We start from the raw sequence: 24,534 nt of genomic DNA on the forward strand, positions 1-24,534 counted from the left end.
TGAAGAATTTACTTTTATAGACCTTTAAGGACATTTCTAGACTTTAATGGACGGCGGACTGTAAAATAAAGGATGGAGCAAAATGAAAGCCCCGGAAAAAATAAATGGTAAACGTCTAATTCTTCGTCGTTTCAATCACGTCGATGCTCCTGCTGTTTATGAATATGCCAGACTTGAGTCGGTGAGCCGTTGGACAATTTATATGCCTCATCCTTATCCTAAGATGGGGGCGTTAAAGTTTATAATGGATGCCAATATTAAATTCAATAAAGGCCGGCAGTATAACTATGCTGTTGTACTAAAAGGCGGAAAAGATGAGCCGATAGGCGGATGTTCTATCCATGATATTGATACCGCAAATAAAAACGCCTATTTTGGTTATGTGCTCGGAAAGAGACACTGGGGCAAGGGTTATGCGACGGAAGCTGCGGGTATGATGCTGGAACTCGGGTTTAAAACCCTTAAATTTCATAAAATGTCCGCAAATGTCTTCCCTGAAAACCCTGCGTCGGAACGTATACTTAAAAAATATGGTATGATACTTGAAGGAATACAAAGAGAAAAGTATTTCAAGAAAGGGAAGTGGAGAGATTTGCTGAATTATGGAATACTGGAGAAGGAATACAGGAAAAGATAAGTACGAAGTACTAATGACTAGTGACTATTTTGTTCAAGTATTCAAGATCAAAACAAGCTGTGCTTATTTAATGTTTGCGGAGAAAAACTTCCGCTTTCCTTAAATAGTCCTTAGTCATTTGATTTGTTTTCTTGGAGGTATATAATGGGTCGGAAACTTGTGTTTATATTATGTCTTTGTTTTATGATGTCTGCTCAGTTCGGGACTGCTGAAAAAGAAAATAAATCAAAGTCCATTGAAGAAAAGTTTTTTGATTATGTAACGGGAAAGGGGAAGTCGTATAAGGAGTTGAAAGAGTATCAGGAGGATTATGAGTATCATTTGAGATCGGGGCATATGCTTTCTATGGCCTGGTTTTATAAAGGAGAGATCCGGATCGCGATGATATTCATGCTTGATAACTTCGGGAATTATGTTCTGGTAAAAAATCTTTTTGATTGGGAGAAGAAGACGGTAAGAAAAGGAAAACTTACTCCGGAGAAATTTCAGCAGATAAAAGATGAGATAAACAAAATCAAGGCAGAGAAAGCAGCACCTAAAATGGGTAAAGAATTTTATCTTTCATTTAGAAAGGGGTTGCGCTGGAATAGTAACACCTGCGATATAGCAAAGCTTCCGAAGTATGTTGAAAACATGATAACCTCTGCAGGCATAGCTCCGGATTTTAAATGAGCAGGATACTTTCTTTTACTCTGATGGCGGTCTTAGTTATTTTATTTGCAGATTTAAATGCGGCAGAAGAAGGGGCGAATATGAAGATGGCTGAGAATATTATCTGGCTGGGGCATGACGGGTTTTTAATTAAAGGGGAGAATGCGTCTGTTTGCATAGATCCGTATAAGGTAAAGGTTAAAGACAGTTATCCTCCTGCAGACATTATAATTATTTCACACGAGCACGGGGATCATATGTCTCCTGACGATATTGCGAAGTTTGTCGGCGAAAAAACTGTAATTATTGCGGCTAAGGATGCTGCAGAAAAGCTTAAAGGAGCAAAGGCACTTCTTCCCGGAGAAAAGATTAAGATTGGAGATATAGACATAGAAGCGGTTCCTGCGTACAACATAAATAAGAAATTTCACACAAAAGAGTCAAATAAAAACGGTTATATCGTTACAATCAACGGTGTGAGGATATATCATGCCGGAGATACTGATTTTATTCCGGAGATGAAAGATATTAAATGTGATATTGCCCTGCTTCCGGTCTCCGGAAAATATGTGATGACTGCTGAAGAAGCAGTTGAAGCCGCAAAGACAATTAAGCCAAAAATAGCTATCCCGATGCATTATGGTTCAGGCGTTGTGGGGACAATAGAGGACGCTAAAAAGTTTAAAGAATGGCTGAAAGGTACAGGAATAGAGGTTGTTATTAAAGAAAAGTACTAAGATCAAAACACTAAGCACTAAACTTAAGAAAGTCCATTAATATAAATACTAAGATGTTGTTTTGAATTTAGAATTTGTTTTTGCTATCCCTCGATCCTTTCTTCCATGAAGAAACTGGCATCACCTGCAGAAGTATTTTTAATTGCATGATTTACATCCACGGAATCTGATGACTTCGCCTTCTTTTAGCTGGGATTTACATGAGCCGGATCTCCGCATTCAAGGGTAAGCCAAATAAAGTCGATTCCATCAGTTATAATCTGTTTGATTTTCGCAATTATTTAGAATCCTAAAGATAGTTGGTGCATTTGCTTTGGCAATGCTATAATAAATAGTACTAAAATATTTTCAAAAAGATATGGCTTAATTCATTTGTTTCGGAGCCTCTGGGAAAAATATTGCTTGTTTTTTTGAAAAAAAGTAGTAAAATACAATTAAATAGAGTTAAACACTGGTAAAGAGAAGCCGTAAAGGGGGCTAAAGAATATTAAAAATGAAACTTCCGCCCTTCTCTTTAAGACTAGACCGGAGTATTAAATAATTTGTTTTTGTATGTAATTTATTAAAGGTATTCAAAAAAAGGAGGAATCATGGCGGTAAAAAAAGTAAATGTTTCACCTGCTGCAAATAACAGTGTCAGCAAAGAGAAGTTGTTGAAGGAAATAGAAAAAAAGGCGTACGAGCTATTTGTCAAAAGAAATGGTAAACATGGAAACGATTTGCAGGATTGGCTGGAGGCGGAGAAAATAATAAAAAAACAGTATAAAATTAATTAAAATAGTTAAAAAAAACTATTTTTTACTGCATAGAAAAGTATAGAAATAAAGATGGGGAGATTTTCAGATTTTAGTTCATTGTACCCATATCTTGTATCAGTGTCCACCTGTGGTGATATCTCGTCCGCTATAATGCTGTTTGAGAGCTCGCCAATAGGCGGGACAAAGGCGGAGAATCATATAGTATTGTAACAATCAACCATTCATGTTTCAGGTTCATAGCCCTGTACCCGAATGAAAAGAGTGGTACAGGGTCAGTGAAATAGCTTTTTTAAAAGTCCTTCCAGAATTTTTCTGTCTTTTTTATAATTAAGAAAGTCACAACGCCTATAATTATCATTCCCAGGACAAAAAGCGAGTAGCTGAGTGTTGTGTTTTTTGCTCCAAAAATATTCATAAATTCGGACATACCGCCTACGCCTGCAAAGAAGCTTGGGACAGCCACTGCAATCACCAGTGCGTTTAAATTCTTCATCATGAAATTAAGATTGTTGCTGATGAGTGAAGCTCTTGCGTCCATTAAGCCTGATATAACCTGAGAGTATATTTCCGCCATTTTATAACACTGCACGTTTTCTATCGCCAGATCGTCTAAGAGTTCAAGATGGGCGGGTGAAAAATTAAATTTGGCGGCATTTATTTTTACTTTGTCAATGACATGACTGTTTGAACTTATAGCGTTCAGATAAAAAACCAGACTTTTTTCCAGTTTAAACATATTAAGGAGCTGCTGGTTTGTTACGGAGGTGTTTATTTCGCTTTCCAGTTCGTCATTTACCATATTAATTACTTTTAGATGGGCTTCAAAGTGCCCGATAGACTGATTAATAAGTTTTAAGATAGCATCCTGGATATTTCCGATATTTTTAAAATACTCGCTCTCGAAAATTGGAAAGTCGTCTGCAAGACACAAAATAAGATGGTCGCTGAAAATAAAAAGTCCGAATGACTTGACTTTGAAAAGAAAATCATCTTCAGAACAATAGCTTTTCGGAGTTTTTAGGATTAAAGTTATATGGTCCGCTACAAATTCAATACGTCCGAGTTCATGAGGGTCCAGAGCGGATAAAATAGTATGTTCGTTAATCTTTTTTTCTGTTATTAGGTATTTCTTTTCCTGTTCGTCGGGATCCACATATATAGAGATCAAAGCGGGCTGGTTAACTGCTTCTATAAGTTTGCCGTCAGCGACAGCATATTTTTTTATCATAAGTACTCCTTCAAAAAACATTAGACACACGGCATACTTGCTAAACCATTGGTATATTTTACTATAAAAAAGCAGCTTAATACAAGAATACATTATTATATAATGAAAACATCCCTTCTTTGAGCCAAAGGTAAGATAAGGATTCTCTCTCTCCTTGAGAGTATTAAGTTAAAAGAGATATCCGACTGTAATCTATATAACATTGACATATTTGGTATTTTAGGGTAAAATAATTAAAATTGCTTATTTTTCAATGTAAACTGTTAAACAGTAAGAGGTTAACAGTATTATGTTACCGGGCTTAAGTGCCTTAATTTTATTAAAATGATAGGGAAATGCTAAAGGAAAGGAGCAATGCATCAGTGTAATAAAACCTGTTATTTTGCATTTGCACTATTTCCTATTGCTTTATTTCATGCCTTGAAGAAAATCAAACTCACAAAAATATTATTATTAATATTTATATTATTTGCTTCTACCTTTCAGGCTGCTGATTACGTTTGGGATGGCGGCGGCGGTAATTCGGATTGGTCTACTGGCACTAATTGGGCTCCGGATGCCGGGGCAGGTGGTCCCGGAAGCGGTGATAACGCGTTAATCGACACGGGTGCGACGAATGTTACAATAACAGGCGCGGCTTCAGTACTTTCTCTTGTAATTACTAACGGGGCAACACTTAAACTGGACACCACTTTGAATGCTTCCTCCGGTATTGCGATTGGAAATACCTCGGTATTAATTTGCGGGGCAGCAACTGTATCAACGGGAAATCTTACCAATACCGGATCTTTAACTTCCTCAAGTGCCGTAATAAATTGCAGTAATTTCATTAGTTCTAATACGTTTACCGCCTCAGGGGCTACGGTTATCAGTTCTTCAGGTAACGTAGATATAAGCGGAACCTTCACTCATAATAGCTCTACGACACTATATATGAGCGGAACGAAAAGTTTGTCTTCCACTGTGCCCTTGTATAATCTGACGATTGTTTCCGGTGTTATTGCTTTTAACAACTCGATAACGCTGGTCGGAGCTCTAACTGTTGACAGCGGCGCAGTACTGGAAGTAGGCACTAATAATCTTTTCACTGCGGGAAATATTTCCAGCAATGGGGGAACGCTTACCAATGTGTCCGGGAATCTCTCCTGTGCGGACTTTTCCTCTACAGGTGCGTTTAGTTCTTCCGGCACAACAGCCATAAGTACGACGGGTGATGTAGCAATAAGCGGAACTTTCACCCATAGTAATTTTGCCTCGTTTTACATGAGCGGAACGAAAAATTTAAGTTCGACCGTGCCTTTGTATAACCTTAATGTAATCTCTGGTGCGGTAACCCTGACAACTTCCCTGTCTCTGTCCGGGAACCTTTCAGTTACTGTTGCTCAAACGCTGAACCTTGCTGCCAACGATCTCTCGATTGCGGGAAATATTAATAATTCCGGCGTTCTAAATACTTCTACCGGTAAAATACGCTGCGTGGATTTTACTTCCTCGGGTGCCTTTGCCGCTACGGGTACGACAACAATCAGTACTTTTGGCGATGTAATGATCAGCGGAACCTTTATGCACAACAGTTCGACTACACTTGCCATGACCGGAACAAAACTTTTGAGTGTTGTTCCTGCTCTTTACGACCTGCAAATCGTTTCCGGAGCTATAACTCTTCTCGGGGATATTTCTCTTGCGAATAATCTTACGGTGAACAGCGGGGCGACTTATAATTTAAATATTTATAAGCTTCTTGTTTCCGGGAATATTACTAACAGCGGTATACTAAATACGTCTACGGGTGATATTTCCTGCGGGGATTTTATTTCTTCGGGAACCTTTATAGCGGCAGGAACGGCAGTAATAAGTACTTCCGGAGATGTTGCTGTTACCGGGGTATTTACTCATAACAGCACGACTACTCTGGCCCTGACCGGGACCAAGACACTGACAACTTCGGTGCCGCTTGGAAATGTAAGCATAAACTCAGGTGCTATCAGTCTTTTGTCAAATGTGAATATTGCAAATAATTTCGGGCTATACAATGCTGCCGTCTTCCATGCTACGGCAAAAACGATAACCATCCAGGGGAATGTCAGTATTCCAAGCGGGGCTTTTGATTTTAGAGGCAGCGCTCTAAATATCCTTGGTAGCTGGGATTCCGGTACAAGTCCTTTGACTGCATCTCAAAGCGTGTTGTCTTTTACGGGCTCCACTAACCAGACGGTTAATATGTCGGGCAATATACTTGAAGAGATTATTGTTAATAACATCGGTACACCGGGAAAAGTTGTCTTTTCTTCAGCGGCAGGGATCCGTGTAAGCGGGAATCTGACCGTAAGCGACGGCGTAATGGATCTTTCCGTGAATGACCCGTTTATTTATTTTTCCGGAGTGTTTAATGTGGGAGCGCAAGGGAATATATTAAAAGGCGCTTCAGGCGCAGGCGGAAAAATTATTTACGAAGGCGCTTCGACCAAAGAAATTATTTCAAACAGTCAGGATCTGGGCGATGTTACCGTAAGTTCCGGGACGGTTTCTATCACTAAAAATTTAAAGACGGATAATCTTACCGTAAGTTCCGGGGCAGTTTTGCAAATCAACGCAGGTTCAAATTCCGTAATTTTTACCATAAATAACGGCAAGACGCTTTTAAACAGCGGAACTATTCAGGTGCTGAGTGATGTAAACGAGTTGAGATTTGAGTCGGATGGTTTGGCAAACATTGACGGTGCAGGAGGCTTCATCTCCGGTTCAGGTAAAATATTTTATTTGAAAAATATCAGTATGGTTCCGGCACTTACCCTGAATACAAATGATACTGTGATTCTGGGTGGAAGCTGTACTTTTAACGGATTGATGCTTAATAACCAGGCGGTCTTTACGCAGGGGACGAATTTCACACTGACTCTTAAAGGGGATTTTCTTGTGGATTCAGGAGCCACATTCAATAAGGATGCGGGGACAGGAAAGATATATTTTAATAACGTCGGAAATCAGACAGTCCGGATAGGAAATAAAGATCTTGGCAATATTGAAATAGGTTCAAGTTCAACCGTCAAATTTGAAGAACAAGCTACGGTTAATAATGTTTCGATTCTTTCCGGAGGGCTTTTCCAGTTAAACGGTACTTCTTTGACCACGACTTTAAATGTGGAGAACGGAGGAGTTATTACAAATGACGGGTACTTTCAGGTCTTTAACTCTACAAAACCCGTAACCCTGCAATCGCCCGGGAGTTGTACTTTCAGCGGGACGGCGTTAAATTTATTGAACCAGTCGATTTACTTAAGCAATGTTGTTTTTACTACGGGTACAACTCTTTCAACCAATGAAAAGATCTACCTCGCGGGAAATTGCACGTTTACAAATCTTTCAACTTCGGCGGCGAGCGCGCATATTTACCAGGGTGCAAACAATAATCTTACTTTGAACGGCAACCTTACCATTCTTACGGCAACTTTTAATCCGGATACCGGCAGCGGTCAGGTAATCTTTAACGGCGGCACCACCCAGGTAGTAAATGCCAACAGTAATAATATCGGGAAAATAGTCGTTACCGGAACAACAAATCTAAGTATCTCCAATAACATCCAGTTAAACGGAATTACTATTGATAACGGGTCCTCTTTGGTTTGTGGTAAAGCGGATAATGCTGTAACAATAACCGCAGGCGGACTGATTACCGTAAACGGCTTGCTACAGTTTACCGGCCCGCAATTAGGTGATGAAATAGTATTGGCTTCAAGCTCTTTGGGTAATCCTTATTCGTTAAATAAAACCGTACTTGGAACTGTTACATTTTCCAGGGTGAAGATAGGGGATTGCACAGCGACAGGAAATACGGTTGATGCTTCCAATAACTGTATAAATACCGGGGGGAATACTAATGTTACTTTCCTTTCTGTAACCTGGGTAGGCGGCGGGTTGAATAAAAATTACAGCAATTCCGCGAATTGGGACCTTAACTTTGTTCCTTTATTTGATGACAATGTGATATTTGACGGCGTAAATAATTGCATCATAGATGTTCCTTCTGCCCTGGGCAGACTTACTATGGCCGCTACTTACACAGGAACTGTTACTGTCAATACCGCTACTGTTACGATTAACTCGGATATGAACTTTCTGGGCGGAACAATTGTTGATAACGGGAATATAATCTATTGCAAAGGAAATTGGAATAAAAGCGGAGGGACTTATACTGCTACAGGCACCGTGATAATGACTGCTTCTACGGGTACGGTATATATAACGTCAGGTGGAGCGCCTTTCAGTAACCTCACAGTAACCGGGAATGCTCTCTTTTATCCGCAGGATGCGCTTACGGTAAATGGTAACCTTACCGTCTCGGCCAATGCTACGCTAAGGCCGCAAAATACTTTGACGGTAAATAATAATGCGGCGATAACGACAAATGGTCTTCTTGATTTTAACGGAAAGGGAAATGCTTTAAAAGGGAATTTTCAGAATAATGGCGGCAGTTTTACGACGGGCAGTACGGGTTTAACATTTTCTGCGGCAACCGGGACAAAAAATATAAGTACTGGAGGAAATAACTGTACGATCAACTCCTTGGTCTTTGATGACGGTGGAGGTAACGCGGTTTTTGTATTGCAGGATTCTATTAATGTTCAAAATGACCTGACAATAAACGGCGGGACGGTGCAAGCAGGAAGTAATAATATAACGATAAAGGGGAATTTTGCGAATAGCGATATTTTCAGTGCGGGTACCGGATCTGTAATTTTCAATAAAGGCGGTTCGCAGAGAATTACAGGCGGGACTTCGGTTTATAATAATCTGATAATATCAGGAGCGGGTACAGTTCTGGATACAATTACTAATCTTAATCTTGCAAACTTAAATATAGGAGGCAATGCATCATTTTCGTGCGTAACAAGCGGTGTAAACATTACTGTTGTTCCTTCTGGAGTTATCACTGTAAATGCTTCGGGGACGTTGGACATAAGAGGAGCAGTGTCGAATATCTCGCTGTCCGGTGTCGGCGGAGCCGATTTTTATCTTAACAACTCGGGGAGTGTGATATTTTCAAAGGTAAGCATAAAGGACTGTGATGCCTCCGGCGGATCTGCGCTGGACGCAACAACAAGTTGTGCTAATTTGGGGAATAATACTAATATTAATTTTAGTTCTCCAAAATGGAACGGAACAATTGATAATAATTATTTCAATCCGTTAAATTGGAATACGGGGTCCGTTCCATTAAGTACGGATTATATTTCTTTTGAAACCGGCTCTGCAAATTGCAGTATTAGTAGTGATGTCTCTGTAAATAATTTTTCAATGACGGGTGTATATTCAGGCATAATTTCACTTGCTGCGGGTAAAACTTTTACCGTTAACGGGACCGCCTCTTTAACTGCGGGTAACTTTAATTGCGGGAGCGGAATATTAAAAGTAAAAGGCGGTTTTTCCGCTTCTGCCGGTGTTTTTACGGCAGGAACAGGTACACTGGAGTTTGCAGCTTCCGGAAATCTTACAACTAACGGAAATGTTTTAAATAAGCTTCTTATCAGCGGTTCAGGAACAATCGTAAGCTTGAAAGATAATCTTACAAACAGCGGGATAACTGTAGGAAGCAGCACGGAGTTTAAATGTCTTGAAAATAATATTTCTATCACAACTACTGCAGGTGAAAGTATCCTTATTGCTGGGGTATTTACTCTGATTGCTGATGCAACAAGGGAGATAAAGCTCAGATCCGGTACGACAGGTTCAACCTTCTACCTGACTGTTAGCGGAACTGCTTCTGTTACGGGAGTAGATTTTAAAGATTGTGACGCTAGAGGCGGTACAAAAATTAACGCAGCGAATGATTGCGTTGACAGCGGCAATAACTTTAACGTTTCTTACTTTTACGGAACCGTAGTTCTTGCAAGCGCCGGCGCGGAAGTTGAATATCCGGCGGATGTCCTCACAAAAATATCCATACCTGCCCTGGCGCTGGAAAAAGACAGTAAGGTGAGTATTGATCCCGTAAATTTGCCGTCGAATCGGGGTATTGGTTTTGAAATGAAAGCCAGCGGTTTTGTTGACGGAAAAGCAATTTCCAGATTGAGTGCGCAGGCGACGATAACTATACATTACCCGGCTGTTTTTACCGGTGTAACTGCCGGAACTTATATAGAGGATCAGGATGTCGCTATCTTTTATTATAACGGTGTGGAATGGGTGAAACTCGGAGGCGTGCTTAATACGGCGGCAAAAACAATAGCTATAAAAACCGAGCAACTGGGAATGTATAAAGCCAAAGCTTCGGTACGTGCAACGGCTTTTGCGCTGAATCAGGTGGTGCCAAAAAAGATCTTTACCCCTAATAACGACGGGGTAAACGACCAGATACGGTTCTACATCGAAAATCCGAAGGATAATGAAGTCGTTGCAAAAGTGTATGAATATTCCGGTGAGGAAGCAGCTGATCTGCAATTGGATCCTACCGGAACGTACTATTATTGGGATGGAAAGAACAGAAGCGGGAATACTGCGGGTGTAGGAATATATCTTTATCAGTTTAAAGTTGACGGTAACGTTATCAGCGGAACGGTGGTGCTTGCAAAATGAGATTAATGAAAATACTACATAGGCTACTATGTCTATGCACAGTTTTATTTATGCATAGCAATGCATTCGGCGCTTTCAGCGACGATGGTGCTTTGGCAAGAAGCATGGGTGCTGCCGATGCTGTTATTTGCCAGTCAGAAACTGCTTTGAATGTTTTTTATAATCCGGCAGGTCTTGCCCCTATGAAAAACATAGAAGTAACTCTGGGTTACGGCAAAAGATTCATGGGTCTTACGGACGGGAGTGATATAGGAAATTCTTCCCTTGCAGTTGCCGTAGGAGCCGATAAATTGGGCGGGTTTGGTATTGCGTGGCAGAATGCAGGGCTTGCCGGCAGTTATCAGGAAAATCTTCTTATCTTTTCTTGCGGTCAGCAATTTATTGAAAATTTCTATCTGGGTGCCAGTTTAAAATACTATTCAACTGAATATCTGTCCGATGCTTATACCGTTATAGATCCACTTTTTACTTCTAATGGTTATACGAAAAAGAGTTTTGGCGGTGATGTCGGAGCTTTGGCTGTAATTGCGACTCTTCCGCTTAAGATAGGACTCACCATCTCCAATATTCTACAGCCGGATTTTGGGCTTGGAATACCGGATAAACCGCCGCTGGGCATTAAAATGGGTTTAGCTTATTCCGTGGATGATATGAACTTTGAGCTTGATGGTAAACTGGAAAACTCGAAAGGGACCATCAGCATTGGCGGAGAAGGCTGGCTTTTACAAAAGCGCCTTGTTATCAGGAGCGGTTTTCAGATCTATGACCGCGGACTAAAACAAATAACTCTAGGAATCGGCTACAGGGAAAACCAGTTTGATTTTAATTATTCTTTCAGCTATCCCCTGTCCGGTTTTTCAGGTACGGCAGGGACACATCAAACCAGTATTTCATTCAGGTTTGAAAACCCGTTAAAATCTAAAATCGTTTCTCAACTTTCAGAAAATGGGACGAAGGTTCTGATTCCTGTCCCTGAAGTAAAAACTTCAGCTCAAACGGAAAATATCAGTACACTGGTAATTACGTCTTCTTCAAACAGTGCGGAAGAAAACCGGAAGCTCCTGCATGAAAAAGAGGAGAGCTATACTGTTCAAACAGGAGATACTTTAAAGAGTCTGGCGATAAAGTTTTATAATGACCCAAAGCTCTGGACCTTGATCTATGAAGCAAATAAGGACAATATTAAAGTTGGTACTTTGGTACCCGGAACTGTTCTTTTAATACCGAAACAAAAACAAATTCAGTAAAAGGAATATTGCATTGACTGATGAAATAATTAACGACATATTAGATAAAATGGCAGCTTTCCGTGAGCAATTACGGAATAATACCTTTAACAGGGAGATTCTTGCTGATTTGGATCTTTTGACCCAGTATATAAAGGATGATATCGGCGGTAGATTGAAACTGGAGCGGGATAGTTGTGACAGTCAAATAAAAAATGAATTAGAAGGGCAAAGAACCCGGATAATTCATCTTGAAACAGCCTGTTCTGAACTTGAAAAACGTTTGGCAGAAAAGGAATTGAGCCTTAGAGAATCTGAAAATAGAGCGGCCAGGAATGAACGGGAATGGGAAAATATTGATAAAGAAAGGAGAAAAGACCTTGTGGCTTTAAGTGAAGAGCTGAAACAGATGGAAGAAAATATTATCAGGGTGAAGAAAGAAAACGAAAATAATAAAAGATTAAAAAATGAAAGTGAAGCTTGTGTGTTGAACATGAAAGAAGAATATGAAAAGAAGCTTGTCTTGGCCAAAGAAGAGTGCAAGGATGTAACGCAGGAAAAAGAAATTCTGGAAAGTAAATTAACAGAAAAAGAAGAGGAAACAAAAGGGCTTAATCAAAATATTGCTGAGCTGAGAAACAGGCTGGGGATGATCTTGCAGGAGACCGGAGAACGGGAAAAGAAAATGCTTTCCGGCTTTGCAGAACGGGAAAAGGAGATTTCTGCAGTCTGGAACAGGAATATGGCAGCTTTGGAGAAAAAGTATCAGGAGCTTATAGAGGAGAATGCTGCAGGAATATCTCTTCGTTTGAGAAGCTGCGTTAACTCAGTTAGCGGTGTTATTCAGTTGATTTCCGATAAACTGCTGCTTATAAAGAATAGAAAACAGAAACCGGAGGACGAGGAGAATGTTAGAAAAGACCTTGCCTCAACACTTCTTGAGGTAGATACTATTGCGAAAGCCGTTAAATCTTATCTGGAACTTTCAAGAGTTCCGGTTATGAATATTGCGGAGATAAATATTTATGAAAGCATAAAGAAAGTTCTGAATTATTATACCGAGCAAATAGAAAAACAGAATATTAAAGTTGTATATAATCATGATGAATTGGTCCAGAATTGCATCGGGGACAGAGAAACAATGCAAGCAATATTAAATGATATTCTGCAAAATGCTGTTGAAGCCATGACAAACGGGGGAGTTCTGACTATTTCTGCGGATAGTGCGGTAATCGGGCCGGGTAAATACCTTAAAGTATCAATAAGCGATACGGGTATCGGAATTGACCCCCGGATAAATGATAAAATATTTCTTCCATTTTTTACTACAAAAGAGAATGGAGAAGGTATGGGTTTGTCGAGAGTTAAGCGTAATATGATTTTGAACAGAGGCAGCATAATAATTGAAAGCAAAAAGGATTTGGGGACTGTCGTTCACCTGACTTTCTATAAAGGAAAATTGGATGCTTAATATTCTGATAATTAGCGATGAAACAGCCGTAAGAAGCAACTTCTCGAAAGTTTTAAAACCGAGAGGTTTTAATGTTGCTGAAGCCGGAAGCGGGCAGGAGGGGATCCGTTTAGTAGAGAAACAGGAGTTTGATCTGGTTTTTGTTTCTTCCCGTCTCCATGATGTTGACGGAATAAGGATTCTGGATCTTGTAAATAAAAAGAAAAGGGATTTACCTGTTGTTCTTTGCTGCGGTCTGGATGAACTTTCGATTGCGATTCAAGCTGTCAAATCCGGAGCTTACGATTTTATTGAAGAACCTTTTAAAAATTCCGATATCTTGAGAATTAGCCGGGAGATACTGATTAAGAGCGGGAAAAGTGGTTTGAATGCTTCTATGGATATTGAGGAAAGCCAATATGTCTCGGATGTTGCCAGAAAAAAACTTAAATATTTGGGTATTGGAATAGCTGTCTTTCTTCTGGTTTTAGTCAGTGTTTTGGAGATTAACAATTTATATAACAGAAAAGCGAAAAATAAGTTATCAGTTGAAAATTCTGACAGTGTTGTCAAAATTGAGCGGATCGAAAGAAAAACGGAAGCAATAAAAACTGAAAATTCAATAAAACCTGATATTGCGGTAGAAAAAAAGAAGGAAAAGGTTGTTATCGATCTTCCTGTCATATCAGCAAAAGAAAAAATATATCCGGTATCTTATTTCCACCCTTCAGGAATATACAGATCCGGGGAATATCTTTGGGTGTGTGATTGGTTTTCCCAAAGTATCTATAAGCATAAGTTAGACGAGAAGCTGACGCTTCTTAAAACCTTTAGCACGGGTGATCTTCATCCTTCAGGTCTTGCAATAATTAATGAGTATTTGTGGGTCACTGATTCCTGGGATAGGACTGTTACTAAATTCAGAATAGATAATGAATTGGTTCTGGTTAAAACATATAAAGTTCAGGAACAGTCCCCTTCCGGATTAATGTTTGACGGAACCAGTATTTGGCTTTGTGACGCTACTTCAAAGAAGATAAGCAAGCACTGGATGGATAATGAACTGACCATGTCTTACAGTCTTCAAAGTCCCGGGGAAAGTCCTGTTACGCTTTACTGGGACGGGACTAATATTATTTCCGGAGACCGTGATTCCGGCATTATTTACTTTCATAAGAGCATTTATAATTTACTTGAAGTTGAGAAATTTCAAAACGAAACCCTTAAAAGCAAAAAAGGAAAATTTTCCGGTTTTACTTCGGACCGGGACTATTTCTGGATGGTGTTTGATGGTATAGGAAGTATTTATAGATTAAGTAAAGATAATGTTAAAAAGTCACGTTAGAAAATGTTTTGGATAAGCCGGTAAATGCTGGTAGGAATTGTAGCTGTTGTATCTGAACTTAGTGTTGGATATTTTTCATTTTTTAGCGGGGTAATGGGAGAAACAGAAAAACATGGCAGAACAGCAAAAAAGAAAGCATAAGAGGATATCTGTAATAATGACCAAACTTGTTTTGGAAGATGTTGAAGGCAGTACCAATATCAGGTTAATCGGAGATATTAATAATATCAGTCTCGGGGGGATTGCCTTAGAAACAAAAGGGCATTATGAGATTGGAATGATCTTTAAGATAAACTTTATTCTTCCAAACGGACAAGAATTCAAGAATCTTACGGGTAAGGTTATGTGGATCTCAAAAAGCTCTGATAAATATTATGTCGGAATAAGAGTTACAAGGTTTGGCCTGTTTGATAGAATAAAGCTTGCTGGCTGCCTGCTTGAGATTATGAACAGCTATTTTGTACCTGAAAAAATGATGATTTTAAAAAAAATAGTTGAATTCTTTAAAAAGGCCCGTACAGCCGGTGTTCTGGATTTAAGACAGCGATCTCTGATTACTGAAGCGGCGCTTAAAATTGATTTTGACAGAGTCTATAATTTATTCTTGCAGGTGGAATCTGCCGGAGGGAGAACTATTAAAATAGGAGAATTTACGAAAATAGTTGCTTCTTTCTCTAAAGCTGTTGAAATTTTGCCCAGGGACTTTGACCCAAGTATTATTAAGACTGAGTTGCTAAAATATAAAGAAGAGATAGAATTGTTTGAAAATATTCGTAATAATGAGGTAAAATATTTTTCTGCAATAGGTATACAGGGGTACGAGGAAGCTTTTTCTGTTCTCCTGGGTCTTTGTCATAATTTAGAGGGTGTTGTCGAAAAACACGAAAAAGATCAGGCAAAAGCTTCGAAAGAAGAGAACAACAATAGATTATCTTTGATATATTTTGCAAACGTAATGTATTCAAGAATAGCGGATATTTATAATATTATGGAAAAATAGTATATTTCCATAAAATAATAGCCGCTTTCAAGACAAGTTCTTTTACCTCTGCTAAATTCTCCTTCAATATAGTATAATATAATATATTTAAAAGCAAAATATACCCTGTTTTTGCAGGTAATAACGCGCCCGTGGCCTAATTGGATAAGGCACTAGCCTCCGAAGCTGGTGATTGGCAGTTCGACTCTGCCCGGGCGCACCAATTGAGTACGAAGTACGAGAAGAAAGGGAAGAAAAGGAAGTAGACAAAGTAAAAGAAGTGAGTAAAGCGGTATTTGAGTTATTCTAATATATTATAACTCCGTTAAAGAAAGACCTTATAGACTTTATGGACGTTATGGACTTTTAGACAGTTGTCTTAATTCAAAGGAGGACTATTTATGAAAAAACAGACCGGCGCATCATACATCAAAGTAGTCATATTCGTACTGGTTTTGTTCGTGGTGGTATATCTTGCGATAAAGTATGCGGGGAAACCGGTGAGTCAGGTACTGAATCAAGGTGCTGATACAGCCAAGAGTAAAATTGATAAAGCTCAGGATGCGGCGAATACTGCTGCAAAAGCGGCTGAAGAAGTGATAAAAAAGGCGAGAGACGCTGCAGAATAAATCAAGCTGTTTAATGTTTTCTCGATGAAAATCTGAGGATGATTGTGGAGAAAGAAAGAAGTTACGGGAAGTACTGAAAAAACAGTTTATAAAGTTTGTAAAGTTTTAGATTAGGGTGGTATTATTGGTTACCCATAAAAAAATCTCAAAAAATATCCTTCAATGATTTTACTTTTATAGACCTTTATAGACTAAAACAAAACCCTTCTTTTTAACAAAAAAAGAAGGGTTTTGTTTATTATATCTCTTGAATGCTGTTGCAAAATGCTGGGATGATGAAAAACCGAACTTCATTGCGGCGTCTGAGACGTTTCCTTTGCCGGTCTCAAGAAATTCTCTGGCTTTTAATACTTTTTTCCGCAGTATATATTCTGCGGGAGGCAGTCCGGTTTCCTTTCTGAATCTGGCTTTAAACCAGGAGGTTGAAAGCCCCATGTGTACAGCAAGGTCAGGGACTCTTACATTGTTCTCCAGATTTTCGTCAATATTTTGAATGACCCTGTTCATGTTGCCTTCTTCTTGTTTGTTTGTTTCTGTTGCACATTTTAAAAGCTCCAGAATTAAGTTAACAAACGCGTTAGAAAGCGCGATATTTTTGAGCGGATATTTTGAAAGTAGAAGCAGGTGATGAATATTAGTAAAAGCCCGGTGCAGATTCCTTGAGGCAGGAAAATACCTTTTTTTTATTCCAAGAAGCTTTTTGACTAAAAGGTTGCCTTGTTCTTTATTAAGACCAAACATGTTTTTATTGCCGGTTAAAGGCAGAATATGTATCCAGTAAAGCTGCCCCTTTTCCTGTGACTGCCTTCCGCTGCTGTGCATCTCTCCCGGTTTTGTGAGAAAGATATCTCCGCTTTTCAACAGGTAATCTTTTCCGAAAACGCTGTAATTCTGATGTCCTTTTACCAGATAGCAAATCTCAAAGCCCTTATGAGTATGTGATTCAAGGGGTTGAAGCGCTTTTTCCGTGTTGTAACTGCCAAAAATCGGTATTTCCGGAAAGCCGCAATCTGTCAGTTTAAACCTTTTATAGATTATCTTTTGTCTGTCTTTTCTCATGTATATAATTATACTGTATATAAAAATAAACGCAATATAAATCGTATTGTGATATAATTACTATAGAAGCAAGCGGAATTTTACTCTAAATGAAAGTTTGCGATGAGAGGTAAGTACAATATGTGGATGAATATCATAACTCAATATATTGTTTTTTGTCATTCGTAATTTGTAATTTGCCGATTGAAAGGGGGCCTTATGAAAATGGATTTTAAAAAGCACAATGAAGAAGCGAAAAATGTATGGGATGCATATTTGGCTGGAAAACCTGTTCGTGTTCTGATGATTATAGGTTGTAATGCCCGCATGATTTTGCTGGATCCGAAATTGAACAACAAAAAAATAACTTTTAAACAGTATATTGAGAATCCTGATGTTATGCTTAAAGTCCAAATGGAATTTCAGAGATGGTTGAAACTGAATGTACCTCAGGATGCTATTATGGGAATTCCGCCTGACGGGCTTCCCGTAAGTGTGGACTTTCAGAACTGTTCTGAAGCCGCCTGGTTTGGGGCTGAAATACATTATAGAGACGGGCAGGTTCCGGACACGGAGCCTATTTTAAATGGCGATAAGAAGCAAGCTCTTTTTGATAAGGGTATTCCGGATCCTTTTGACGGTATAATGAAGACAAAAATTAATTATTATGAATATTTTATGAAGAAGCAAAAAGAGGGCTTTTGCTTCGAAGGTTCTCCTATCAAATCAATAACCATGAGCGGGCTCGGGACTGACGGGATTATGACCGGAGCTGTTAATCTGAGAGGGGTCGAGATATTTACCGATTTTTATGAGGATCCTGATTATGTCAGAAAGCTGTTTTCTTTTCTGACAGAAGCAACGATTAAAAGAATAAAAGCTTTCAGAAAATACTCAAACCAACCTGAAAAAAGCAAAGGGATTTCCTTCGCTGATGATAGTATTGCCAATATTTCCACAGAGATGTATAAGGAATTTGTATTGCCTTTTCATAAAAAGCTGGCAGCTGAATTGTCTGAAGGTGGTACGGGTTCGATACACTTGTGTGGAGATGCAACCAGACATTTTAAGACGATAAGAGATGAACTAAATATAATGCAGTTTGATACCGGCTTTCCTGTCGATTTTGGCCGGCTAAGGAAAGAATTAGGCAAGGATGTTGAAATATACGGAGGACCAAACATAAATTTATTGATGAGAGATGATATTCCCGCGATAGTGGCGGAAACAAAAAGGATATTGCAGTCGGGAATAGCGGATGGAAAATTTATTATAAGAGAAGGTAATAACCTTGCGCCGGGAACTCCTATGGAAAATCTTTGGAAGATGTATGAGACGGTGAAAGAATTCGGGAAATACTAACGAAGGTTCCACGTTCCATGTTGCTCAGGATAATCACGTAAGAAATCATCCAAAACGTCTTGCGTTAATGTATCGTTTTTTATTAAGAGTTGAAGTTTTATCCGCCTGCTTCCCGCCGGGAACAAATATATTTCTTTGAACAAAAAGTCTATTTGGGGACTCTTAATGCACGTAAAGGGAATCTTTAGTTTAGTATTTCTCTTTATTTTATATGAAAATCGTGGTAAAATGTGCAAGTAAATTAGTTCTAAACAATGGTAAACAGGAATCTAGAAAATTTTAAAAAGTCAAATATAATAGGATTATTATTTTTGTGTCAGTGTCCACCTGCGGTGAGATCTCGCTAAAGGCGGAGAATCCGGCAGTTTTGTAATCAGTGAAATCGATTTAAATTGGAGGAGAAAAATGAGGAAATTTCTGGTTTTGTGTGCTGCTTTAGTGTTTTTGACCGGTTGCGCGGAAGAGAGGAAGTTTATAAAATCACCGTTTGGAGGACCGGATGTGTTGGTTTGTCAGGCTCAGGGTTATTTTGCTTTTTCTTCGCTTCCATATAATGTTTACCGTAATCGGCAGACTGATAGTGTTCCTTTTCCGGGATTTATAGTAACTGAAGCAGAGGGAAAGGTAGTGATTGATACCATAATCGGAGGGCAGAATGTTTTTAAGGAGTTAAGAAGAGATGACCAGGTTGTGGCTGTAAACGGAAAAACAGTAAAGAATAAAAAACACTTTTTGGAATTGATCAGAGGTGAAAGATACGATGAAATGTCATATCTTACATTTCGGAGATATACTTCGGAGTTTTCAATTGCAATAAGACTAAGCCAGATGAATATGTCCAGGATGTATACAAATCTTGAGAAAAAACTCTTGGAAGGTGCAAAAGTAAGTGTCGCAATAATTCCCAGCGCAAACACAACCACCACAAGTATTTCCGTAAATGTCCAGGGTCTTATTGAGAATGATAAAGCTTACATAGCTTCTGCCTATGAGAAGATGTTCATAACAGAGTTTAATTCGTATCCTAATTTTTCGGTGATAGACAGAAATATTATAGAAAAAATAATTAATGAACAAAAATTTCAGATTTCAGGAGCTGTTGATGATGCAACTATACAAAAGTTAGGAAAAATAATAGGTGCCTCCAATTTGTTTTTTATTACTATGAGCAGGTATGAAGACTCGACGAATTTTGTGGAACGGCTTGTTGAGGTTGAGACAGCAAGAGTTGCTTATAGCGATAATTATACCTATGTGAAACCGAAACCGGTTGTGGTTGTAAAAAAGAAAAAAGGCAAAGGCGAGGATGATGATGAGGAAAAAAAAGATAAGAAAAAAGAGGAAAAACAGCCTTTGATTATTAATATAAATAATGTAAACACAAATACCAATGTGATTTCAAACACTAACATTAATACGAATAACAATAACAATTCAAGTAATCCGACGATTAATATTAGCAAATAAAGCAGAAACAGCAGTTGAAGCAAGTACAGTAAGAGAAGGAAGTTGAGCGAACCTTGAACCACTCCCGTGAAACGGTCGGGTTCATGGTTCTGTACCCGGAAGTTTTGAGTGGTACAGGGGTCTAAATATCGAACCTTAAACCTTTACGAAATCCGCCTAGGCGGAAGAAGCAAAAACAGTAAATACAGTCAGTGAAAAAATCGTGAACCATTCAAGACTACAGGTACATGGTCCATGTATCAGTGTCCACCTTCGGTGAGATCTCGCCAAAGGCGGAGAATCCTGAAGTTTTGTAATCTGTGGAATCTTATTTGGAATAAGGATGACCTTGAAAGAGAAGTTGGAAAAGAGGAACAAGAAACAAAGTAAAATACTGCGCATGGTCTTTATCTATTCCGGGTTTGCCGCAGTAATTCTCTTTGTTTTCTGGCTTAAGGCGGTACTCTTGCCTTTTGTAATTGCATTTGTGCTGGCGTATTTGTTAAATCCCACTGTTGACTATTTTGAAAAAAAAGGCATCAAAAGAGTCTTGGTTATTCTTACCTATTTTATGGTTATTTTTTCCGTGGTTACCGTGCTTCTCTTCATATTTATTGATTTTACGGCCAAGGAAATATTGGTAATACAGGACAAACTTCCCTTTGTCTCCGGTAGAATAGAAGAAATAATTGGAGAATATTCCTTAAAGGCAGAAAAATACTTTCCAAATTCAAAGCCTGCCGAGCTGAAATCCCTGCTTATTGAAAACACGCAGAACATGACGGCGGAAATAAGTAAAAGTATTGTCGGGATGTTTTCTGATATTATCAATTGGATAAGCAGTGCGACAGGAAGTTTGATGAATGTTTTGATTGTGTTATTCTCTTTGTTTTATCTGTTAAAAGATTGGAAAAAGATAAAAGAGGCAGTTAAAAGAGCGGCACCGGTTTCGTATCATGGCATAGTGGAAAAACTTGCAATTAGTGTGAGCTTCCAAATTAACAGATATATAAGAGGCCAAATTATTGTAGCTTCCACTGTAGGTCTGATAACAATGTTCTCGTTGTATTTTCTTGGTTTTGAATACTATTTTATTCTTGGTGTTATTACAGGACTTTCAAATCTTATCCCCGTAATAGGTCCTTTTATAGGTATGTGCGTGGGAACAGCACTGTCTTTTTTTATACATGAACCGTTTTTTAGCGGGATACTAAAGGTGCTAGGAGTCTTGTTATCCGTACAATTACTTGATAACATAGTTATAAGTCCGCTAATCATCGGAAAAGCAGTAAAAATTCACCCGGTTACGGTTTTAATTGTTCTTTCTTTCGGATGGTTCTTCTTGGGCATCCTTGGAATGCTGATATCCATTCCGTTTTATACTACAATGAAGTTTGTTATTGCGGAAATATACGGTTTTCATGTGCAAGTGAAGTAATCGAAGCAAGTTGAGCAAACCTTGAACCACTCCCGTGAAACGGTCGGGTTCATGGACCTGTACCCGGAAGTTTTGAGTGGTTCAGGGGTCTAAATTTCAAACCATAAGTCTTTGCGAAATCCGCCTAGGCGGAAGAAGCAAGTACAGCAGGGACAGAAAAAGAAGTAGAGGAATCAAATACAGAAAGTGAAGTAAAGAAAGTACAGAAAATGTAGTTTTTGCCGGAGTTTATGTGGTTTTTGGCATTATTTTTAGAATTTATCATTTTGTTGGTTTTGTTTCGAATTTCGAGTTTAAAGTTTCAAATTTGTTTTAATGGGGGTGCAGTGAAGCCTCTACAATTGATTTTTAAAATACTTGTTCTGTTTTTTCCGGTCATATATCTTTTTTCTGATGCAAAAACTATCCAAACTGCGAACCAACTTCTGGAAAGCCGGCATCTTCGAACAGAAAATCTACAGGATGCGCAAAAAACAATATTGAAAGGTATTGAAGAGGGTGAAATAAACGGTGAAATATTTACTGTGGCTTCCAAAATATACTTTTACCTGGGGGATACCGAGCCGGATAAGACGATTAAAACAGCTTATTTTGAGCAGGGCATAATGTACGGTAAAAAAGCTGTTGCAGCGGCTCCAAAATCCGATGTGGCGCATTTTTGGTATATGGGAAATACTGCCAGGACCATACAGCTTAGGGGTATCTTAAATGCTTTATTAGCCGTAAAGGAGATAAAAAAAGAAATTAAGCTTATTCTTGATCTGAATCCAAAAAATGTCGGTGCAATTTCCGCTCTCTCAAGTTATTACGCGGAAGTGCCGGGCATTCTTGGCGGCAGTATAGAAAAATCAGAAAAACTGATACTTCAGGCGCTGGAGTACCAGCCAAAATATACTTTTTTATATATTGATACCGCCAATGTTTATATCAGGCTTGGAAAATTAATGGAAGCAGAGAAGTATCTGAATACCATGTTGAAAATTGAGGAGCCGGTTTCAAAGGCGGATTTTGAGCTGCTGGATAAACCAAATGCACTTAAGATGCTTGCAGAGATAAAAAAATTACAATCTTCTCCGGAGTGACAGGAGAAGCAAAGGAAGCAAGTTGAGCGAAGGCTAAATATTAAACCATAAAGCTTCGCGAAATCCGCCTAGGCGGAGGAAGCAAAAACAGTAAACAGAGTGAGTAAAGTGGAAAAAGCATTTTCTCGTAACTCGTCACCCGATATCCGCCTGTTAGGCGAGATCTCTCCAAAACATTGGAGGACCCGTAACGTTCTTTAGTATTTTACAGGAGGAACTTTTGAACCAACGTAAAGCATGGCTTGTCGTGACCGCCTTCGCTATTATCGTCGCTATTATTACTCTTGTTCCTTATCTTATAATGGATGCCAATACCCCTCCGGGAAATGTATTTCTTTATACCATGGGTAATAATTACGATCAGGCGAGTTATCAAGCCTGGATAAAACAGGCGGAAGAGGGGAAGATTTTAGCCGGAAGTAACTACACTACAGAAAGGCAATCCGGGAAGTTTTTCAATCCTTTCTTTGTCGTTTGCGGCTGGTTTGTGAAAATTACAGGATTTGGAATGATATTTGCTTATCAGCTTATCAGATTGTTTTTTGTTGTTGTATTAATACTTGTGCTTTTTAAATTTTCAGAGTTGTTTCTAAAGAGTTTCCCGGAAAGGTTTTTCTTTGTAGCCCTGGTTTCACTTTTTTCCGGTCTTAGCTTCTTATTTCCCTTTAAATGGCTGCAGTACCTGAAGGAGACTTACAATATAGGACCGCTGGATCTTTGGGTCCCGGAAGCAAATATCTTTATAACCTTACTTGAAAAACCACTTTTTATGATGGCTTTAATTCTAATACTTATTACGTTTATGCTTTTATTCAAGGTTTTTAAATCCCCGGAAAGAATTAAAGTTTACTCCGCCGGTTTTGTAATGTTTCTTCTTGGTTTAGTACATCCGTATGATTTCGCTACAATTTATGGGACCGTAGTATTGTTTCTCCTCTGGACAAAAGCGGATAGAAAACGCTGGGTTTGTTTTTTTGGCGTAGTAGTTCTTTCCCTGCCGGCATTGATTTATGAATATATGTTAAGTGTTTACGATCCATTTTTAAGGGAATGGGGAAAAACGCTTACCCTTTCCTCTACGATATATAGCTATCTCCTGGGTTATGGTTTTATATTGATTGCTGCCGCTGCTTTTACTATAAAAAAATGGAGAAAGCTTGAGAAAACAGAGATATTTCTTCTTTCCTGGGTTGTGTCCCATCTTATTCTGGCTTATATGCCTATTAGATTCGAAAGAAGATTGCTTCTTGGGCTTTCTGTACCTCTTGCCTTGCTTGCGTCTCTTTATTTATTCAGATATCTTTGGCCATATTTGAGCAAGAATTATGTTTTTTTAAAAAAACACTCTCTGTCGACTATGATTATTATTATACTTATAACAATACCCTCAAATATAAGATATGTTGTTGACGAATGTATTTTTTTTAATATATTTCCTAATAATTACTGTCTTGCAAACGGAGATTATGAAGCCTTTCTTTGGATGGATAAAAACTTGAAACGGGATACGGTGGTTTTTGCTTTTTATTCGACAGGTGTTTATATGCCGGGTCTTACCGGATGCAAGGTTTACGCCGGACATTATGACCAGACCTTAAATGCTGAAAGGAAAAAAAAGCTTACTGGTGTTTTCTATCAAACAAATACCTCTGATTACTTTAGAGTAGATTTGCTGAAAAATATCAAAGCAAAATACCTGTATTTCGGTTCTTTTGAGAAAAACATCGGAGACCCGGGTTTTGATTCAAAACCGTATCTTTCCAAGGTCTATGATAAGAGCGGAGTTAAGATCTATCTTTTAAAAGGGACAGCGACTATTAATTATTGACAGCAAGAATTGATATAAACAAAAAATGTCAAGAACAAGTAGAGCGATAGTAGAGGGGCAGCCTCACGCGCAGCCAATAAAATGTTTAGTCTAACAGGTGAAAGTCCTGTCTTAGCAAATTGTCCGT

Annotated in this window: 17 protein-coding genes and 1 tRNA gene; 16 read left to right on the top strand and 2 right to left on the bottom strand. The window is 38.7% G+C overall.

The annotated features are described in order from the left end of the window. Window positions 1-82: 82 nt before the first annotated feature. The 4 genes from A2536_08600 (at window position 83) to A2536_08615 (ending at window position 2,801) form a co-directional block, all read left to right on the top strand. A complete protein-coding gene (locus tag A2536_08600) occupies window positions 83-637 on the top strand; it encodes a hypothetical protein (GenBank protein OGF46817.1) in 555 nt (184 codons plus the stop codon). A gap of 144 nt (window positions 638-781) precedes the next feature. After that, the gene (locus A2536_08605; GenBank protein ID OGF46818.1) at window positions 782-1,309 is read left to right on the top strand and encodes a hypothetical protein; all 528 of its coding nucleotides are present in this window, start codon (window positions 782-784) and stop codon (window positions 1,307-1,309) included. A gap of 86 nt (window positions 1,310-1,395) precedes the next feature. Next, window positions 1,396-2,025, top strand: coding sequence for a Zn-dependent hydrolase (locus A2536_08610; protein OGF46837.1), 630 nt, complete (start codon window positions 1,396-1,398; stop codon window positions 2,023-2,025). Window positions 2,026-2,615: 590 nt separating this feature from the next. After that, window positions 2,616-2,801 (top strand): hypothetical protein, encoded by a 186-nt coding sequence (locus A2536_08615; GenBank protein OGF46819.1) that lies wholly within the window; start codon window positions 2,616-2,618, stop codon window positions 2,799-2,801. A gap of 271 nt (window positions 2,802-3,072) precedes the next feature. Here the strand turns inward: A2536_08615 and A2536_08620 are convergent, their stop codons facing one another. After that, a complete protein-coding gene (locus tag A2536_08620; GenBank protein OGF46838.1) occupies window positions 3,073-4,008 on the bottom strand; it encodes a hypothetical protein in 936 nt (311 codons plus the stop codon). A 357-nt stretch (window positions 4,009-4,365) separates the two neighbouring features. On the opposite strand from A2536_08620, the gene A2536_08625 reads away from it, so the two are divergent. The 7 genes from A2536_08625 (at window position 4,366) to A2536_08655 (ending at window position 16,213) form a co-directional block, all read left to right on the top strand. Then, a complete protein-coding gene (locus A2536_08625) occupies window positions 4,366-10,584 on the top strand; it encodes a hypothetical protein (protein OGF46820.1) in 6,219 nt (2,072 codons plus the stop codon). Between the two features lie 104 nt (window positions 10,585-10,688). Further along, the gene (locus A2536_08630; protein OGF46821.1) at window positions 10,689-11,831 is read left to right on the top strand and encodes a hypothetical protein; all 1,143 of its coding nucleotides are present in this window, start codon (window positions 10,689-10,691) and stop codon (window positions 11,829-11,831) included. Window positions 11,832-11,844: 13 nt separating this feature from the next. Then, window positions 11,845-13,281, top strand: coding sequence for a hypothetical protein (locus A2536_08635; GenBank protein OGF46822.1), 1,437 nt, complete (start codon window positions 11,845-11,847; stop codon window positions 13,279-13,281). Beyond that, window positions 13,274-14,605 (top strand): hypothetical protein, encoded by a 1,332-nt coding sequence (locus A2536_08640; protein OGF46823.1) that lies wholly within the window; start codon window positions 13,274-13,276, stop codon window positions 14,603-14,605. The genes A2536_08635 and A2536_08640 overlap by 8 nt, the downstream gene beginning before the upstream one ends. A 112-nt stretch (window positions 14,606-14,717) precedes the next feature. Further along, window positions 14,718-15,605 carry a hypothetical protein gene (locus tag A2536_08645; protein ID OGF46824.1) on the top strand — a complete coding sequence of 296 codons (888 nt, stop codon included), beginning with the start codon at window positions 14,718-14,720 and terminating at the stop codon, window positions 15,603-15,605. 125 nt (window positions 15,606-15,730) lie between these two features. Continuing rightward, window positions 15,731-15,807: transfer RNA gene (locus tag A2536_08650), tRNA-Arg, on the top strand. A gap of 178 nt (window positions 15,808-15,985) precedes the next feature. Beyond that, entirely contained in the window at window positions 15,986-16,213 is a 228-nt protein-coding gene (locus A2536_08655; protein OGF46825.1) for a hypothetical protein, read from the top strand. Between the two features lie 174 nt (window positions 16,214-16,387). Here A2536_08655 and A2536_08660 read toward each other — a convergent pair whose 3' ends face one another. After that, entirely contained in the window at window positions 16,388-17,272 is an 885-nt protein-coding gene (locus A2536_08660; GenBank protein OGF46826.1) for a hypothetical protein, read from the bottom strand. Between the two features lie 198 nt (window positions 17,273-17,470). On the opposite strand from A2536_08660, the gene A2536_08665 reads away from it, so the two are divergent. The 5 genes from A2536_08665 (at window position 17,471) to A2536_08685 (ending at window position 24,407) form a co-directional block, all read left to right on the top strand. Next, on the top strand, window positions 17,471-18,613 hold the full coding sequence (locus tag A2536_08665; protein ID OGF46827.1) for a hypothetical protein: 1,143 nt from the start codon (window positions 17,471-17,473) through the stop codon (window positions 18,611-18,613). A gap of 405 nt (window positions 18,614-19,018) precedes the next feature. Beyond that, window positions 19,019-20,080 (top strand): hypothetical protein, encoded by a 1,062-nt coding sequence (locus tag A2536_08670; GenBank protein OGF46828.1) that lies wholly within the window; start codon window positions 19,019-19,021, stop codon window positions 20,078-20,080. 322 nt (window positions 20,081-20,402) lie between these two features. Further along, window positions 20,403-21,497, top strand: coding sequence for a hypothetical protein (locus tag A2536_08675; GenBank protein ID OGF46829.1), 1,095 nt, complete (start codon window positions 20,403-20,405; stop codon window positions 21,495-21,497). Between the two features lie 326 nt (window positions 21,498-21,823). Continuing rightward, window positions 21,824-22,579: a hypothetical protein gene (locus tag A2536_08680; GenBank protein OGF46830.1), complete on the top strand. Its 756-nt coding sequence runs from the start codon at window positions 21,824-21,826 to the stop codon at window positions 22,577-22,579. A gap of 220 nt (window positions 22,580-22,799) precedes the next feature. Next, window positions 22,800-24,407, top strand: a complete 1,608-nt coding sequence (locus tag A2536_08685) for a hypothetical protein (protein ID OGF46831.1) — start codon at window positions 22,800-22,802, stop codon at window positions 24,405-24,407. The last annotated feature ends 127 nt before the right edge of the window (window positions 24,408-24,534 follow it).

The sequence above is a fragment of the Candidatus Firestonebacteria bacterium RIFOXYD2_FULL_39_29 genome (assembly GCA_001778375.1).
Classification (GTDB): domain Bacteria; phylum Oederibacteriota; class D2-FULL-39-29; order D2-FULL-39-29; family D2-FULL-39-29; genus D2-FULL-39-29.

Excerpts from the sequence above, each read along its gene's own strand:
- A2536_08665 (OGF46827.1), top strand. The coding sequence starts at position 17,471 with ATGAAAATGGATTTTAAAAAGCACAATGAAGAAGCGAAAAATGTATGG.
- A2536_08630 (OGF46821.1), top strand. The coding sequence starts at position 10,689 with ATGGGTGCTGCCGATGCTGTTATTTGCCAGTCAGAAACTGCTTTGAAT.
- A2536_08645 (OGF46824.1), top strand. The coding sequence starts at position 14,718 with ATGGCAGAACAGCAAAAAAGAAAGCATAAGAGGATATCTGTAATAATG.
- A2536_08640 (OGF46823.1), top strand. The coding sequence starts at position 13,274 with ATGCTTAATATTCTGATAATTAGCGATGAAACAGCCGTAAGAAGCAAC.
- A2536_08625 (OGF46820.1), top strand. The coding sequence starts at position 4,366 with ATGCATCAGTGTAATAAAACCTGTTATTTTGCATTTGCACTATTTCCT.
- A2536_08655 (OGF46825.1), top strand. The coding sequence starts at position 15,986 with ATGAAAAAACAGACCGGCGCATCATACATCAAAGTAGTCATATTCGTA.
- A2536_08605 (OGF46818.1), top strand. The coding sequence starts at position 782 with ATGGGTCGGAAACTTGTGTTTATATTATGTCTTTGTTTTATGATGTCT.
- A2536_08615 (OGF46819.1), top strand. The coding sequence starts at position 2,616 with ATGGCGGTAAAAAAAGTAAATGTTTCACCTGCTGCAAATAACAGTGTC.
- A2536_08660 (OGF46826.1), bottom strand. The coding sequence starts at position 17,272 with ATGAGAAAAGACAGACAAAAGATAATCTATAAAAGGTTTAAACTGACA.
- A2536_08600 (OGF46817.1), top strand. The coding sequence starts at position 83 with ATGAAAGCCCCGGAAAAAATAAATGGTAAACGTCTAATTCTTCGTCGT.
- A2536_08670 (OGF46828.1), top strand. The coding sequence starts at position 19,019 with ATGAGGAAATTTCTGGTTTTGTGTGCTGCTTTAGTGTTTTTGACCGGT.
- A2536_08675 (OGF46829.1), top strand. The coding sequence starts at position 20,403 with ATGACCTTGAAAGAGAAGTTGGAAAAGAGGAACAAGAAACAAAGTAAA.
- A2536_08610 (OGF46837.1), top strand. The coding sequence starts at position 1,396 with ATGGCTGAGAATATTATCTGGCTGGGGCATGACGGGTTTTTAATTAAA.